The organism is Paenibacillus sp. FSL H7-0326, from assembly GCF_001955535.1.
In the GTDB taxonomy this organism is placed as follows: Bacteria; Bacillota; Bacilli; order Paenibacillales; family Paenibacillaceae; genus Paenibacillus; species Paenibacillus shunpengii.
The window spans coordinates 1,037,176-1,053,209 of sequence record NZ_MPVN01000001.1 but is presented as its reverse complement, the minus strand read 5'-3'; the positions used below and the strand labels follow the sequence as shown (position 1 = coordinate 1,053,209).

Here is a 16,034-nt window from a genome sequence, read left to right as displayed (position 1 = left end):
GAGAATCGACATGCAGGATATTAGGGAGAAGTGGAGACGGACTGTCAACGAACGTTACTTTAGAGACTTCAGCATCGGTGTGGAGGAAGAATTCCGAGATGTGACGGCAGAAGCGCAAAGCTATTGGGATCGGCTTGTGAAGCACGAGACGCGCGACTATCTGTGGGAAGACTTGCGTGACGTTAAGGTCACCGCGGGTCTGACGAAAAATTTCTTCCGGCTGCGCCAAATGGCAATCGCGCTGCATACGCCAGGCTCCAGGCTTGAAGGCTCCGAACAGCTGAGCCGGGATGTCATCGGCGCTCTGGACTGGGTGATCGCGAATCGCTTCAATGTGCATATCGACACGAACGGCAATTGGTGGGATTGGGAGATCGGCGTACCGAGCGCGTTGACGGAGACGATTCTGTTGATGTCGGACAGTCTGTCCCGTCAGCAGGTGGAAGCCTATCTGGCTCCCGTCGACCGGTTCACGCCGGATCCGAACACCTTCCTGAACTCCACCCCGCATTATCCAACGATGGTCTCGAAGGGGGCCAACCGGGTATGGATCTGCCGTGTCATTGCGCTGCGTTCGCTCATACTGGAGGATGAAGCGAAGTTGCTACAGGTGCGCGACGCGCTAAGCCCGCTTTTCGAATACGTGACCGAGGGCGAGGGCGGATTTTGTCCGGACGGCTCGTTCCTGCAGCATGGAATTCCCTATACCGGAGGATACGGCAAAAATCTGATCGGCAGTCTGGTGACGATGGTTCGTCTGCTGGATGGCTCGCCGTACGCGGTCAGCGAGATGCAGAAGGAGCGGATGTACGAGTGGGTGTACGAAGCTTACTCGCCGCTCATTTTCCGCGGTTCTTGCATGGATATGGCTAATGGACGCGAGGCATCAAGGCATGATCTACAGAATCACGAAGCGGGGCATGCCGTCATTAGGGCGCTGCTTGAGCTATCCATTTTCGCGCCTACGGAACATGCTGCCCGAATTCAAGGCATGGTGAAGTATTGGATTCTGCAAGACAAGTCGAAGTCGTTCCTTGCCTCCACCCCGCGCTATCTGCAGGATATTGCCGTTAGCTTACTGCAGGATGAAGGGCTACCGGCTACCGCTCCGGCACCTCGCTTCAAGATGTTCGGCAGCATGGCTAGGGCGGTCCAGCAGCGGGCCGAATACGCCTTCGGGATCAGTATGTTCTCGAAACGAGTTGCGGCATATGAATCGATTAATGGCGAGAACAAGAAGGGCTGGTACACCGGCCACGGCCATACTTCGTTATACAACCGCGATCTGGGGCATTATTCGGACGGCTATTGGCCAACGGTAGACCCTTATCGTCTGGCAGGCATCACGGTGACGGATGAGCCGAGGGCAGACAGCTTCGGAAACATGTACCGCAGCGGCGAGTGCTGGGCAGGCGGCGTGCAGCTGCAAGAATTGTATGGCTCGGCTAGCATGGCGTTGGAGGATTATAAGTCGGGCACGGTGGAGGTACCGCTGCGGGCATTAAAGTCATGGTTCATGTTCGAAGGTGAGATCGTCGCACTTGGTTCTAATATCTGCTACGACGGGCCGTTCCAAGTGGAGACCATCGTCGAGAACCGGAAGCTGAACCACCAGGGAAATAACCAATTGATCGTGAACGGTGTGCCGATGCCGGATCAGCCGGTCTGGTCATCGGTGCTGCCGTTAACGCAATGGATGCACTTACAGGGAGACAATGCCGGGGATGATATCGGCTATTACTTTCCGACGACCTCAAGCCTGCTGGCTAAGCGTGAAACAAGAACAGGGCGATGGAGCGAAATCGGAAATGGTCCTGATACCGAGCTGTTCCGGAATTACGCGACCGTATGGTTCCACCATGGGACGACTCCGCAAAATGAGAGTTATGCCTATGTGATTCTCCCTGGCATAACGGCGGAGGAGATGGTGCGTTACGCGGATGAGCCTTCAGTGAAAATTATCGAGCAATCGTCTGCAGCGCATGCTGTACAGCATACCGGGCTTGGGATTCTTGGCGTGAACTTCTGGACCGATCAGACCGCTTCGGCTGCTTACTTGACCTGTACGGGGAAGGCATCCGTTATGGCTAATGTCACCGATGAAATGGTGGAGGTGGCCATCAGCGACCCGACTCATGAGAACAGCGGGACGATCGAGCTTGAGCTTCAGCTGGAAGCGGCGAGCATCATCGAGCATGACCCGCAGATTGAAGTGATGCAGCTAATCCCTGCGGTGAAGCTGCGTTACCATGCGAAGGCGACGTACGGTGGGACCTCGAAGATTCGATTGGGAAGATAGAAGGAGGGAAGGAGGCTTTGCATATGGCAGTCGAAATTGGCGTCAATCTCTCCTCCGTTCAACGCGAGTTGAGCGAGGATTACTTCGGGACGCTGGAGCGGATCGCGGAGGCAGGTTACCGCGGCATCGAATTGGTCGGTTACAACATACGCGGCTATTCCCGGTATCGGGATGAGATGTCTGCCGAAACGGTCAAGGATCAGCTTGATCGGCTTGGCCTGACCGTCCTCGCGGCACAAGAGCCATTGAATTTGGATTTGCCGCTCGAACATCCGGATTGGAATGCGATGTTCAGCTACTATGAAAAGCTGAAATGCCGTCGAATCGCGATTCCATCGATGTGGGTGAGCAGCCGGGACGAGGCGCTTGCGGCTGCGGAGCAGATGAACCGCGTAGGGAAGCAGATGAAGGAGAACGGATTCGCGTTCTATCACCATAATCACGCCCATGAATTCCTCATCGATGGTGGACGGACGTTATACGAGGAATTAATCGACAATACGGATCCGGAATACGTGCGGTTTGAACTGGATCTGGGCTGGGTGCTCCGCTCCGGGCAAGTTCCGGCGGACATTCTTGCCCGGCTTGGCAGCCGCTGTGACATCGTTCATCTGAAGGACATCAGCCGGACGCCGAAATTTCCGGTCAATATTATTGCGGGTCTGGAGCAAAGCGGCAAGGCCTTCGACAGCTTTATGATCTACCCTTCGCTAACGGCGCCTAATGATTATGCCGATTTGGGGAGCGGGACCGTTAACGTGCAGGAGCTCTGTAAGCTCATTAACGAGAGGGGGCATGTGCGTTATGCGTTAACGGAGAATATTGGGGCTTCCGCGGATAAGTTCGGAAGCTTGGCTCAAGAGCGGCGCTTGCTGGAGCGGCTCTTACTTGGCATCATTTCATAATACGGGGCTGATCAGGACCCTGACGGAGGGCTATCAAAATGAAAAGAAGCGATGTCTTGGAAAGACTGGGGTATACCGTACCGCAGATTAAAAAGAAGCGCGTGATCATCCACAGCGATATTAAGGCGGAAGCTGACGACCAATTTGCGGTTGCGCACCATTTGCTAACGCCATGCTTCGAGGTAAAGGGGATCATCGCGGCTCACTTCGAATGGAAATATCGCACGATAGATTCGCTTAAGGCGTTGAGAGGCTCGAGTATGGATCAAAGCATCGAAGAGGGCAAGAAGATTCTCGGACTTATGGGGATTAATGATGTTCCGCTCTTAAGAGGCAGCCGGTTCGAGCTTGCCGGCGAAGACGATCTGCCCGAAAGCGAAGGGGCCGACCTCATTATCGAAGAGGCGATGAGGGACAGCGACGTGCCGCTGTATATTGCGCTGCAAGGGAATCTCACCGACCTTGCCATTGCCTATAAAAAGGAACCCCGCATCGCAGACAGGCTCACCGCTGTGTGGATCGGAGGCGGCGGTTACCCGAGTGGAGGTGACGAGGCAAATATCAAGTCCGATCTGATCGCGTCGCGAATCGTATTCGAATCGCCGATTAAGCTGTGGCAAATCCCGAGGACGACCTACATGACGATGGAAATATCGTTGGCTGAACTCGTGGACAAAGTAAAGCCCTACGGAGAAATCGGTGCCTATCTCTGCCGGCAGATGCTCGAGCTGAACGAGTATTTCGGCCAAGCGCCGATGCGGATTCCATTCCCTCATGGCGAAAGCTGGACCCTGGGCGATAATCCAACGATTTCCGTTCTCCTTCAGAGTGAAAGCCGCGTCTGCTGGCATACGGAAAAAGCGCCTTATATTCAAGATGATTTGACTTATGCGCCAAATCCCGATGGGAAAGAAATCCGTGTTTACGACGCCGTCGATACCAGGATGACGTTGGAAGATTTCTTCTCGAAGCTAAAGCTGTGTTTTGGCTAAAGGCTCCAACAACCGGGGGGCTAATAAGAAGCAATTGTAATTACTTTAAGGAGGGAAACGCTTGAAACGCGTAGAGCGGTTTGACATTTTTGAACTTCTATTAAAGGGCGAAGAGCCTGCCGATTCGCGGGTTGTCGTGGATTGCTCGGCCGTTTTCAAGAACGGGGACCAGAGGTTTACGATAAACGGCTTCTATAACGGGAACCGCGAATACAAGATACGGTTCATGCCCCAAGAACAAGGGATTTGGCGGTATGAGATTGGTTCTTCGTTCGCGGATCCGGACGACAGTTACGGCGAGTTTGAATGTGTCGAGAATACGGGCCGCAACCATGGGCCCGTGATCACGAACGGCACGCACTTTCAATATGCGGACGGTACCAAGTACATCCCGTTCGGAACCACTGCGTATGCTTGGACGCACCAGCCGGTCGATCTTCGGGAGCGGACCAAGAAAACGTTGTCCGAAAGTCCATTCAATAAAATTCGGATGTGTCTGTTTCCTAAAAGCATGGTTTACAACAACAATGACCCGGAGCGTTATCCTTTTACAAAAAACGCAGAAGGCAAATGGGATGTACACAACCCTGATCTCGGCTACTGGACCGATCTGGAGAATCAACTGAAAGACCTGATGGATATGGGGATCGAGGCGGATCTGATCTTGTTCCATCCCTATGATAAAGGCCGCTGGGGTTTCGACGAGTTGAGCAGAGAAGATAATCTGGCCTATCTTAAGTATTGCGTTAGGAGGCTGTCCGCCTTCAGGAATATATGGTGGAGCTTGGCCAATGAATATGACATGGTGTTCAGGAAGACAGAGGAAGAATGGGAAAGCTTCGGGAACTTTATTCGTCAGGAAGATCCCTATCAACATCTGTTGTCTATCCATAACTGGATTCAGCTGTACGATTTCAAGAGACCGTGGATTACGCACTGTTCCATCCAGTCAGCCTTAGTGCATAAGACTGAAGATTGGAAGAATGAATTTCAGAAACCGGTCGTTATCGATGAATGTGAATATGAAGGCAATATTGAAGAGAGTTGGGGTCACCTTTCGGCGTTCGAAATGGCACACCGCTTTTGGACGGTTACCCTCAAGGGCGGATATTGTACGCATGGAGAGACTTATCACAGAGAGGACGAGGTTCTGTGGTGGTCGAAGGGCGGCGATCTGCACGGAGAAAGCGTGAAGCGGATTCGGTTTCTTCAAGAAATCGTATACGGGTTGGAGGGCGAAATCCAACCTGTCCAAGGCAAGTTTAGAATTAACCCGAATGATTTGCAAATGACGGCAGACAATCCATCTGTCCAACATAATCCGTATCTTAAACAAATCCTGAGCATGAATCCCGTGGATCGGGCGCTTCTGTCGATGAATAATGCGACTTACGCAGGCCGTCACGGCGATGATTGCTTCATCCATTACTTCGGCAAGAGCTGTCAGTCTCTCTTTACGTTGGATTTGCCTGAAGCAGGCGACTATGCGATCGATCTTATCGATATATGGGAAATGACCCGGGAGATGATCATCCCAAAGGCAAGCGGCAAGACAAAACTGCGGCTGCCGGGTAAGGAAGGCACTGCTGTAATTGCGACGCGTATTTGATCTCCGTCTCAGACAAGGGTTGAACGGCTATAAGGCTGTTCAACCCTTCTTTTTAGATCTAGATTATTCGGGACCGCCGATCTCTCCCATGTTTACAAAGATGAGACGGGAGCAACGATCTCCGAATATATCCGGAAGAGAAAGATTGCCGAGGCGAAAAACCTGCTGCGGCATGGCTCGCTTTCTTTAGTCGAGATCGGGGAACGTTTGGGCTATTGTTCGCAGAGCCATTTTACGGAATGTTTCCGTAAAGAAACGGGCAAGACGCCCGGCCAGTATCGGGCCCATTCCGTAGGAATCCAGAAGCTTGCCGCAACCGCGCGCAATTAAAAAAGCATAAATCTGATAAATACAGCCTCTATCTAGTAAACGCTCTCTGCCGTCCCCGGTATATTTAGATTACGTGAAAGCGACAATCATCGAGAAGGCGGGAATATACGTATGAGAAAAAGTCTTGAGGGGAAAGTAGCCATCGTAACGGGATCGGGACAAGGGATCGGTAAGGGCATCGCGCTCGTTCTTGCTCGCGAATGCGCGAGGGTCATTACGAATAACCGGAAGCCAAACGCGCAGAAGGAAGCGGTTGATCTGAGCATATTGGATGAAACGGCAAGGGCCAAGCATGCGGCAAACGAGATCAATGCTTCGAGCGGAGAAGCGATTCCGTTCTACGGGAATGTCGCCGATTATGAAACTGCAGGCAAGCTGATTCAAACGGCGATCGATCAATGGGGCAGAATTGATATCCTGGTTAATAATGCCGTGGGTCTTGGGGCCGGAACGTTGAACGATACGTCGGAAGCGGATTGGGACTACCAGACGATTCCGAAGCTTAAAGGCTCTTACAATACGATGAAGCACTCGATTCCGCATATGATCTAGCAGAAATTCGGCCGGATCATCAATATCGCGTCCGACGCTTGGGTTGGCATTCCCGGACTCGCCGCTTACAGTGCGGGCAACGCGGGGCTAGTTGGCGTCAGTAAGGCGGCGGCGAAGGAATTAGCCCCTCCGGTATCACCGTTAATACGATTTGTCCCCAAGCGGATTCGCCGGGACACGTCCTCAACTTCGAAATTGCCAAGAAAAAAATTGAGGAGCTTACAGGCAGCAAAATTCGGATGGACTCCGAAAGAATGAAAGCGGTCGAAGCGGCGCACGGGCCAGCGGAAGACATGGCTCCATTCTTGGCATATCTGGCCACACAAGAAGCCGAATATATTAACGGATCGGTATTCTCCGTAACGGGCGATGCGCGTGTTACGCTTTATACGGAACCCCAAGAAGCGAGCACCATCAAGAAGATGGAAGGACCATGGACGGTAGAGGAGTTAATAGAGACGGTTCCTCAAACGTTAATGAAAGACTATGTTTCCATCGTCAAGTCGAGTAACTGGGTAAGATAATTTTCATAGTCGATGCTTGCAACGGCCACAAAAAGAAAAGGGGCCCCTGAAAAGGGAGGCCCCTAATTGTGCTTTAAAAGCATTGAGCCCGTACGTAACAGCCCAAACTCACAAATAAAAGTTCAGAATCCAAACAAAGTCTAATATGCCTTTCAGTCATCCTCTTATATACTTAATTACGAGAGATCTCTTACGCTTTACGTCAAATCGCATGGACCATTCATTCAAGAAAGCGCATTCAAAAGATGGGGGATAGTTACATGATTTCTTCGAGAAAAATCATTCGCAAGGCGGCTGCGGGTGCACTGGCTATGGTGATGCTCAGCTCAATGCTGATGCCAAGCATTGGCACCTCCGCTGCAGAAGGCAGCACGGCATCGTCAAATGTAAGCACCTCTACGCTGATTACACCGAACAGTGTAGATCCGTTGTACAACAATCCTGTTATAGACAGCGAGACGGATCTGACTACACCGGTGCCCCATCGTAAGGTAATGGGTCATTTTGAAGGGACAGACAAGAAGTTTACCTTCTACTTCCCGGCGAAGAGCAAGTTTACCGGACGATTCTATCAGCTCGTGTATCCGCTTCAGGATGAGAATGCTACCAATGTGAATGTTAGCTTCGGCGCGGACAGCGGGGCTTACACCGTGCAAACAAACGGTGGAGGCGGTTACCGAGTCGATGCCGCCGCGGCTCAGTTCTCCAGAACGGTGGCGGCGAAGTACTACGGCTGGTCCGGACGAATCTACGGATATATCTACGGTGGCAGCGGGGGCTCTTTTCAGACCATTGGTGCGTTAGAGGGCAGTGAGGGAGTTTGGGATGGCGCCGTGCCTTACATTACAGGCGTTCCAACCTCAATTCCCAATAATTTCTTCATACGGGCATTCGCGCGTTTTGTATTAGAGAAGAAAGCACAGCAAATCGCAGATGCGGTGAGACCTGGAGGCAGCGGAAATCCGTATGCCGGGCTAAATGATATGGAGAAGGCGGTCCTGCAGGAGGTCACGAAACTAGGTGTACCTCTGCGTGCCTGGGAAGACTATAACTACTTACTCGGGTTGCATGATGCTGAAGGATTGCTCGGTTTTTTGGTTGCCCTTCGCGGTATGGACCCGACTTATGTGGAGGACTTCTGGAATAAGCCAGGGTATCTGGGGACGGAGCAGTCGGCTCTTGGCGAATTATTCCGTTCATCGAAGGTCGACTACTTTTCCACCGTTACGCAAGTCACCCGCGATGCACATAACGTCGCGACTAGTCTGTCCCTTGATCAGGCACCTGCCATTACGACACCGACGTATTGGCTCGATTACACCTTGCTTAAAGACGACGGCACGGCGGTGGTCGGGAAGCTGTCAGGTTCATTCGATGCGAAGACGAAGGTATTCACCATCGGGAAAGGGAACCCTGAGAACGTATTGTCTGCAATCAACACCGGCGCAAAGCTGAAAATAGATAATCGCTGGTACCTAGCTGCTCTCTCCTATCACCGGCACCAGGTGCCGAAGGCGCAAAGTTATACGGCCTGGGAGCAATTCAGAACAGCTGACGGTACGCCGATTTATCCGCAGCGTGCCATGGAAATTGGACGGCTCATCACTCGAAGCGTGTCCGGCGGAGCTGCATACAATGGCAATATCCACGCTAAAGTGATTATGGTCGTGAACCTGTTCGATATGGATGCTTATCCATGGAATGCTGACTGGTATAGCGCGAGGGTAAAAGAGGCGCTCGGCAATCGTTTCGATGATAACTTCCGGGTATGGTACAACGATAATGCAGATCACATCAGCCCTGCACGTACTCCAAGGCTCGTCCAGTACGATGGCATTCTCCAGCAAGCGCTGCGGGATGTAAGTGCATGGGTAGAAAAAGGCGCGGCTCCTGCACGTTCAACCAAGTATGAAGTAGTCGACGGTCAGGTTAAAGTTCCAGAGAAGGCAACGGAGCGCCAAGGTATACAACCAGTTGTCAATTTGACTGTGAATAGCGCCGCGAAGATTGAGGTTAAGGCTGGTCAGACCGTCACCTTCATCGCGCGGATTCAGGTACCGCAAGGAAGCGGAAAAATTGTAGCAACCGAATGGGATTTCACCGGGACAGGCGATTTCAAAGCATGGAAGTTCGGAGCTCCGCGGCAGACAGTTAACATCTCGATGAAATTCAAGTACACCAAACCAGGAACCTACTACCCAGCTATTCGAGTCACTTCCCAGCGTGAAGGAGACACGGAGACTGCTTTCGCGCAGATCCAAAACCTTGGCCGGGCTCGAGTAGTCGTTCATTAAACGCTACACAATAATAGTTCGAATGGCAGCCAGAAAACGAGCATCGAGTGAGCTTTTATAGAAAAGAATAAAGGGAAAGCCGCAAATCGGCTTTCCCTTTTCGTCATAATATCGATATGATAATGGAAGTCGCTCCCGATGCGGCTCCAATTTTTAAGCAGGGAAGGTTAAAGATGCAGATGATCAAGAAACTAGGATCACTCCCAATATTGCCTAAGATTGCGCTCACCTTTCTAATGGTGCTGACACCGCTTTTCTATTTAGGACTACAGATGAACGAAGCCGGTTCGGATATCGTCCGACAAGAGATCTCGAGTTCGTTGTCTTCGCGCGTAGAGTTGTATATGGACATCCTAGACGGAGACTTTGACAGGACAATGCGGCTCCTGCGGGAGTACGTCAATGACGAGGATTTATTAAAGCTGAGTACAACGTCGGAGATTATGCCGGTCATCGAACGAAACAGGTCAGTGCTTCGACTGAAGCAGCAGATGGATCTATTGAGTCGATCGAGTGCGTTTATTAAGAATGCGATGGTCTTTATTCCCATGATGAACAGGATTGTGGCATCCGACTCAAATTCGATTGTTGATTTCAATGACGAGATGTTCCGGGCGTTATCTGAGCCAATGAATCCGCTTGATTCGCTTTTTCTAAATTGGCATGATCGTGTATTTATTACGATGCCGTACGGGTACGTCGACAATTCGCCGCTGTTTCTGATTGTCGTGGAGATATCCAGTGCGGAGATTTCCGCTAAGCTCAAGCAGTTTACCTTAGAAGACAGCATTGCCATTCTGTCGAGTGATCAAATGGTATGGTCTTCATTAGGCACAAACGCCCCGCCATTGGACAATGAAACGATGAACTTGTTGTACAGGGCGGAGGAAGGCAACAGAAGAGTCTCGATCGATAACCAAGATTATCTGCTGTCCGTCAAAAAATCGGAAATTCTAAATACGAAGCTGCTGATGGTTGTACCATCCGAAAAGGTCGAGAGACCGCTCGACCGGTATCGCAACTGGGTATTTGTCCTATACGGCGTCGCTGTGTTGGTTATAATCGCCTTCTCGTTTAGCATGTACCGCATTATCCACCGGCCGCTCATGCTGCTTGTCCGTTCGTTCCGCAAAATCGAGCAAGGCCGATTCGATGTGTCCGTAGATTACCCGTTCCAAGATGAGTTCGGCTATCTATACCGGCAGCTGAATGCGATGATCCGGGAGCTCAAGCGATTGATCCAAGAAGTGTACGAGCAGCAGTATCGGATTCGCCTCGCTGAGCTGAAACATCTACAATCTCAAATCAACCCTCATTTTTTGTACAACACGTTTTTTATTTTGTACCGCATGGCTAAGCAGGACGGCAACGAAAGGATAATGGGGCTGACCAAGCACCTCGGCGAATATTTTCAGTTCATCACCAGAGACGATGTGGAGGAAGTCACCTTAGCCAGTGAAGCGGCTCACTCGAAGTCGTATACGGAGATTCAGTCGATTCGATTCTCCAACCGGATCGCGGTTCACTTCGCCGATATGCCGAAGGAGGTGGAGCAGCTTCTTGTACCGCGGCTCATTCTTCAGCCTATTATTGAGAACGCGTTTGTTCATTCATTGGAGAAACGGGCAAAAGGCGGCATACTCGAAGTCGACTTCCATGTGACAGAAACCGAGCTGCTCATCCGCGTGGAAGACAGTGGAGGGATTGAGGAAGAAAAAATTGCCCGTCTTCAGTCTCTGCTGAACGGACAGCAGGACGTCACGGTTACGACGGGCATGATCAATGTGCACAGACGGCTGCAGATCAAATTTGGCGGCTCTGCTGGTCTGCATTTAAGTAAAGGTGTCCTCGGCGGACTTAAAATCATCATTACAATTCCTTTGCAAGGAGGTTAAACCCATGTATAGATTAATGATCGTTGACGACGAACCGTTTACTGTGGATGGGCTTTACGAGATGCTTCTGGACGAGTCGGACATGGACCTGGATATTTACCGGGCGTATTCCGCAGAAGAAGCTATTGGTTGGCTGTCCCGCACGAAAATGGATATCGTCTTAAGTGATATCCGTATGCCGGAAATGGACGGTCTGCAACTACAGCAATGGATACAATCCCGTTGGCCGCGCTGCAAAGTGATCTTCCTGACGGGTGTAAACGATATCCAATATGCGCAGCAAGCACAGCGCGGAGGCGGCGCAGACTATATTCTGAAAACCGAAGGCGACGAAGCAATCGTCCAAAGTATTCAGCGCGCTTCGAACGCGATCGAGGAAGACCTTCGCAACGAGGACCTGCTGATTCGGGCAAAAGGCCAAATGAAGGAGTTGCTGCCGATGATGCGCCGCGAATGGTTTACCGCTCTCGTGGAGCAGGGCAGACCGGCAACAGACAATCTCCCCGCTCGTCTGAGGGAGCTCGACACGTTGCTCCGTCCTGAGGAGGCAGTTATGCTGGTCTGCGGCCGCGTCGACCATTGGGACGAACGTTACAGTCTATCCGATCAATCGCTACTCTTATACGCGGTCCAAAATATTGCCGAAGAGTTCATGGACCGGGTTTGTATGCTATCCGTCATGCTAGGGGGCGCTTACTTCGTATGGCTTCTTCAGCCGAAGAATGCCGACGAAACGGAATGGGACGAATTGCCGACTTACATTCAGGGAACGCTGGAAAGTATACAGCAAACATGCAAGGCGTTACTGCAAATACCGGTGTCGTTTATAAGTTACGGAAGCCAAGCGGATTGGGAAGATATCGCGAAGATTTATCATCTTTTGAAGCAAAGCCTGATTCTGGGACTGGGCAACGGGCAAGAAATGATTCTCCAATACCGCGCGGAGGAAAGTGCGGCCCAGATCTCAGAGGTACCTGCGATGGTCATATCCAGAATCGAGAGCGCCGTCGAGAGGGGGCAGAAGCCCTTGTTCTTGGAGTTGCTAAACGAGTTGTTCCGGAGCTTGCCGAATAAATTCACCGTCTATGCGCAGACGTATTACGCCGTTGCCGTTATATTGCTCAATCAATGGAACAAAATGAACCCGAACGATAAAGGGGACTGCACGGATGCCGAGACGACAGTCCCACGTCTGCTTGACGTAAACGCGCACAAGACGAAAGAGCAGGCGGTACAGTTCCTGAGTGAGATGGGCAGCGGCCTCATTCGGCATGGGAAGCAAGAGCAGGACGAGCGGACAGAACGCATTATCAACAAGCTGAACCGCTATATCGTCGAGCACCTGGACAAAGATCTTTCGCTGGCATACCTGGCAGACGTCGTCTATCTAAATACGTCGTATCTGTCCAATTTGTATAAGACTTATACCGGACGCAACATTTCCGACTACATTACAGAATTGAGAGTAGAGCGCGCGAAGGCATTGCTTTCGCAATCGCAGGTGAAGGTGCAAGAAGTCGCGGTGGCGGTTGGCTTCGATACGGCAGGGTATTTTACCCGGGTTTTCAAGAAGCATGTCGGCGTTACGCCACAGGAATTCCGAAGCAGGCTGTAGCCTGAAACTTGAAAGCGAAACGGTAGTCGATTTTCCCAGGAAACTTATTCTAACACTTGAATATCGTAACCATAAAAGGAAAGCCTAAGCCCGAGGCTTTCCTTTTTCCTTTTCCCTGAGCATGAAACGGGTGAACGAAAACTCGCAAACAAAGTTACAGAATACAAACAAAGTGCAATATACGGTGAGGGGGCCTTTTTACTATACTTAATTCAAGAGATCTCTTAAAAAAACAAAACCGGGGGAACAAAGCATGAAGAAACGTAGAGGAATGTTGGCTGCTGCATCCAGTCTGTTGGTCCTTAGCTTAGTAGCAAGCGCATGCAGTTCTGTGAATAACGCAAGCAAAGAGGGAAATGCCAATACTGGGGCAACTCCTGCGGTGGAATCTACCAATCCGGAGGATCTATATCTGGGGAAATATGCGGAGCCCATTGAAGTCTCAACGGTACGCATTCTCAGTCCGACAGTAAAATTCGCAAATGGAGAAACGATTGACGATAACGTATGGTATCAGGAATATGCGAACAAGCTTGGCATTAAGTTGAAAAATGAATGGTCTGTTACAGGTGATGAGCCTGGAGGTCAAGGCGAACAAAAGATGAATGTTTCCATCGCATCTGGAGACCTGCCGGATATCGTTCCACTGAACTCCTCGCAACTGCGACAACTGGCAGATGCGGGCAAACTGGCGGATATGACTGAGATCTACGAGAAGTATGCCAGTCCATTGACGAAGGAAGTTTTAACGTCATCAGGACCTGAAGCGCTTGGATCCGCCACCTTCGACGGCCAACTTCTTGCAATTCCGGCCCCTACTTCAAAAATTGACCAAGCACAGATGATTTGGATCCGCGTCGATTGGATGGAGAAGTTGGGTCTTCAGGCGCCAAAGACCATGGACGATGTTTTTAAGATCATGGATGCGTTTGTGAACCAGGATCCGGACGGTAACGGGAAAAAGGATACGTTCGGCATGGCCATGGATAAAGATCTGTACGGATTTTTTGACGGGCTGGAAGGGTTCTTCAATAGCTATAACGCGTATCCGCGCCAACAAGGAAAGGCGAATTGGGTTAAAGACGACGATGGCAGCCTTGTATTCGGCAGTATTCAGCCGGAAGTGAAGACGGCGCTTGGCAAGTTGCAAGAGTTGTACAAAAAGGGGTATATCGACCCTGAGTTTGGCGTGAAAGATTGGAACAAAGAGAAAGAGCTAATTGTCGCCGGCAAGATTGGTTTGTGGTTCGGCAGCATGTCGGCCCCACTTGTAGCGCAAGATCTTAAGAACACCGATCCGAATGCGGAAATAAAGCCGTACCCGCTCGTGTCCAGCGATGGACAGCCTGCAAAAGCGCAAGTGCCGGGTATTAATCTTAAAACGCCGCAATATCTTGCTGTGACTAAGGATGCGAAGAATCCGGAAGCGCTGCTTAAAATGATTAATCTGTATTTTGAAGTCACTTACGGTAAAACGTACACGCAGGAACAAGTCGACAAACTGGCAACAAGCCCTGTTGATGGAATAGAGCGTTGGATGTATTCCATCTATACAGCTGAACCGGAAAAGAACTTGAATACGCATCGCTTGATGAAACAAATATTCACGAGTGGTGAGAAGAATGAATCCGACGTTTCCGTCGAACAGATGGGTGCTTATCGAAGCGTCAAGAAAGTTGTGGACGGTGAAAAGCTGGAGACGATTGACTGGGCCTTGAACCGCGTTTTCGGTCCGGAGGACTCTTCCTTCAACGTAATCGATAATTATGATAAGAGCGGCTTGCTGCTGCCAAGCGCCTTTAACCAGGTCATGACGGAAACGATGGCAAAGCGTGATTCTACTCTGCTAAAACAAGAACTCCAGACATTCACGCAAATAATTCTCGGTGAATCGCTTGATAGCTTCGACACTTTCGTCCAGAACTGGAAGAAGCTCGGCGGCGATGAGATGACGAAGGAAGTCAATGAATTAATGAACGAAAAATAATGGAACCCAAATTCGAATTCTGTCCTCCGCGAGGGCAGAATTCGGCCATATGGGGATGAAAGGAAGATCCGCCGTGTTGAATAAAGTGACAGAAAATCGAATAGCCATCGTGGAATCGGCGGTCAGAACGGAAAAAAAACGCGCATGGAAGTTTCAGCTGCCCTTGCATCTCATGATCTTGCCGGGACTGCTCCTAATTCTCGTCTACAGCTACGGTCCTATGCTTGGTGCTGTAATCGCCTTCCAGGATTTTAACCCTGCTCGAGGCATATTTGATTCCGAGTGGAGTGGCCTTGAGAATATCCGCTACGTTATGACATTGCCTGGATCCTTTCAGATCATCTGGAATACGCTTATCATTGCCGTGATGAAGATCGTAGTCGGTTTAATCGTTCCGGTCGTGGTTGCTTTGCTGCTTAACGAAGTTCGCAAGGAGCTATTCAAGCGAACGGTTCAGACTTTGGTGTACTTGCCACACTTTTTGTCTTGGATTATTCTCGGAGGGGTTTTAATCGATATTCTGTCCCCATCGTACGGAATCGTCAACCAAATGTTGAAGGGGTTCGGAATCGAACCGATCTATTTCTTGGGCAGCAATGACTGGTTCCGCTCCGTTCTGGTTACCTCGGATGTGTGGAAGGAATTCGGGTTTAATACCATCGTCTATTTGGCCGCACTCACCGGCATTAATCCAACGTTGTACGAAGCAGCCGTAATCGACGGCGCGAATCGGTGGAAGCAGACACTGTACGTGACTTTGCCTGGTATGACGCCGATCATTATTTTGACAGCAACGCTGGCTTTGGGCCAAGTCCTCAATGCCGGCTTCGATCAGGTATACAATTTGTATAGTCCTCAAGTGTATGAAACAGGCGACATTATCGATACATTCGTTTACCGGATTGGCATCGTTGATGCACAATATGGAGTAGCAACAGCCGTTGGTCTCTTCAAGTCGGTCGTTTCTCTGATTTTGCTATCAGCGTCTTACTTCCTTGCCTACCGTTTCGCCAACTACAGGATATTCTAAGG

10 protein-coding genes and 3 pseudogenes are annotated in these 16,034 nt (G+C 50.6%); all 13 read left to right on the top strand.

Annotated features, from left to right (window positions below; genetic code table 11):
• Window positions 1-10 precede the first annotated feature (10 nt).
• The 13 genes and pseudogenes from BK126_RS05045 to BK126_RS04990 all read left to right on the top strand — a co-directional run bounded on the left by BK126_RS05045 (window position 11) and on the right by BK126_RS04990 (window position 16,032).
• A complete protein-coding gene (locus tag BK126_RS05045; protein WP_076311570.1) occupies window positions 11-2,299 on the top strand; it encodes a polysaccharide lyase 8 family protein in 2,289 nt (762 codons plus the stop codon).
• 23 nt (window positions 2,300-2,322) lie between these two features.
• Window positions 2,323-3,204, top strand: a complete 882-nt coding sequence (locus tag BK126_RS05040; RefSeq protein ID WP_076311569.1) for a sugar phosphate isomerase/epimerase family protein — start codon at window positions 2,323-2,325, stop codon at window positions 3,202-3,204.
• A gap of 38 nt (window positions 3,205-3,242) precedes the next feature.
• Window positions 3,243-4,196 carry a nucleoside hydrolase gene (locus BK126_RS05035; RefSeq protein ID WP_076311568.1) on the top strand — a complete coding sequence of 318 codons (954 nt, stop codon included), beginning with the start codon at window positions 3,243-3,245 and terminating at the stop codon, window positions 4,194-4,196.
• 61 nt (window positions 4,197-4,257) lie between these two features.
• Complete coding sequence (locus BK126_RS05030; protein ID WP_076311567.1) at window positions 4,258-5,805, top strand: DUF5060 domain-containing protein; 1,548 nt, start codon at window positions 4,258-4,260, stop codon at window positions 5,803-5,805.
• A gap of 90 nt (window positions 5,806-5,895) precedes the next feature.
• A pseudogene (locus BK126_RS30195) lies at window positions 5,896-6,135 on the top strand (helix-turn-helix domain-containing protein); the annotation flags it as partial.
• 111 nt (window positions 6,136-6,246) lie between these two features.
• A pseudogene (locus BK126_RS30090) lies at window positions 6,247-6,945 on the top strand (SDR family NAD(P)-dependent oxidoreductase).
• Window positions 6,927-7,211: a hypothetical protein gene (locus BK126_RS05015; protein WP_076311565.1), complete on the top strand. Its 285-nt coding sequence runs from the start codon at window positions 6,927-6,929 to the stop codon at window positions 7,209-7,211. Before BK126_RS30090 ends, BK126_RS05015 begins: the two are co-directional and overlap by 19 nt.
• Before the next feature lie 260 nt (window positions 7,212-7,471).
• Window positions 7,472-9,505, top strand: a complete 2,034-nt coding sequence (locus tag BK126_RS05010) for a PKD domain-containing protein (protein ID WP_076311564.1) — start codon at window positions 7,472-7,474, stop codon at window positions 9,503-9,505.
• A 173-nt stretch (window positions 9,506-9,678) separates the two neighbouring features.
• Window positions 9,679-11,400, top strand: a complete 1,722-nt coding sequence (locus BK126_RS05005; protein ID WP_076311563.1) for a sensor histidine kinase — start codon at window positions 9,679-9,681, stop codon at window positions 11,398-11,400.
• 4 nt (window positions 11,401-11,404) lie between these two features.
• Window positions 11,405-11,740: pseudogene (locus tag BK126_RS29725) on the top strand (response regulator); the annotation flags it as partial.
• Window positions 11,741-11,839: 99 nt separating this feature from the next.
• A complete protein-coding gene (locus BK126_RS05000) occupies window positions 11,840-13,015 on the top strand; it encodes a helix-turn-helix domain-containing protein (RefSeq protein WP_256702787.1) in 1,176 nt (391 codons plus the stop codon).
• 253 nt (window positions 13,016-13,268) lie between these two features.
• Entirely contained in the window at window positions 13,269-15,002 is a 1,734-nt protein-coding gene (locus BK126_RS04995) for an extracellular solute-binding protein (protein ID WP_256702703.1), read from the top strand.
• A gap of 73 nt (window positions 15,003-15,075) precedes the next feature.
• Entirely contained in the window at window positions 15,076-16,032 is a 957-nt protein-coding gene (locus tag BK126_RS04990) for an ABC transporter permease (protein WP_083655723.1), read from the top strand.
• The last annotated feature ends 2 nt before the right edge of the window (window positions 16,033-16,034 follow it).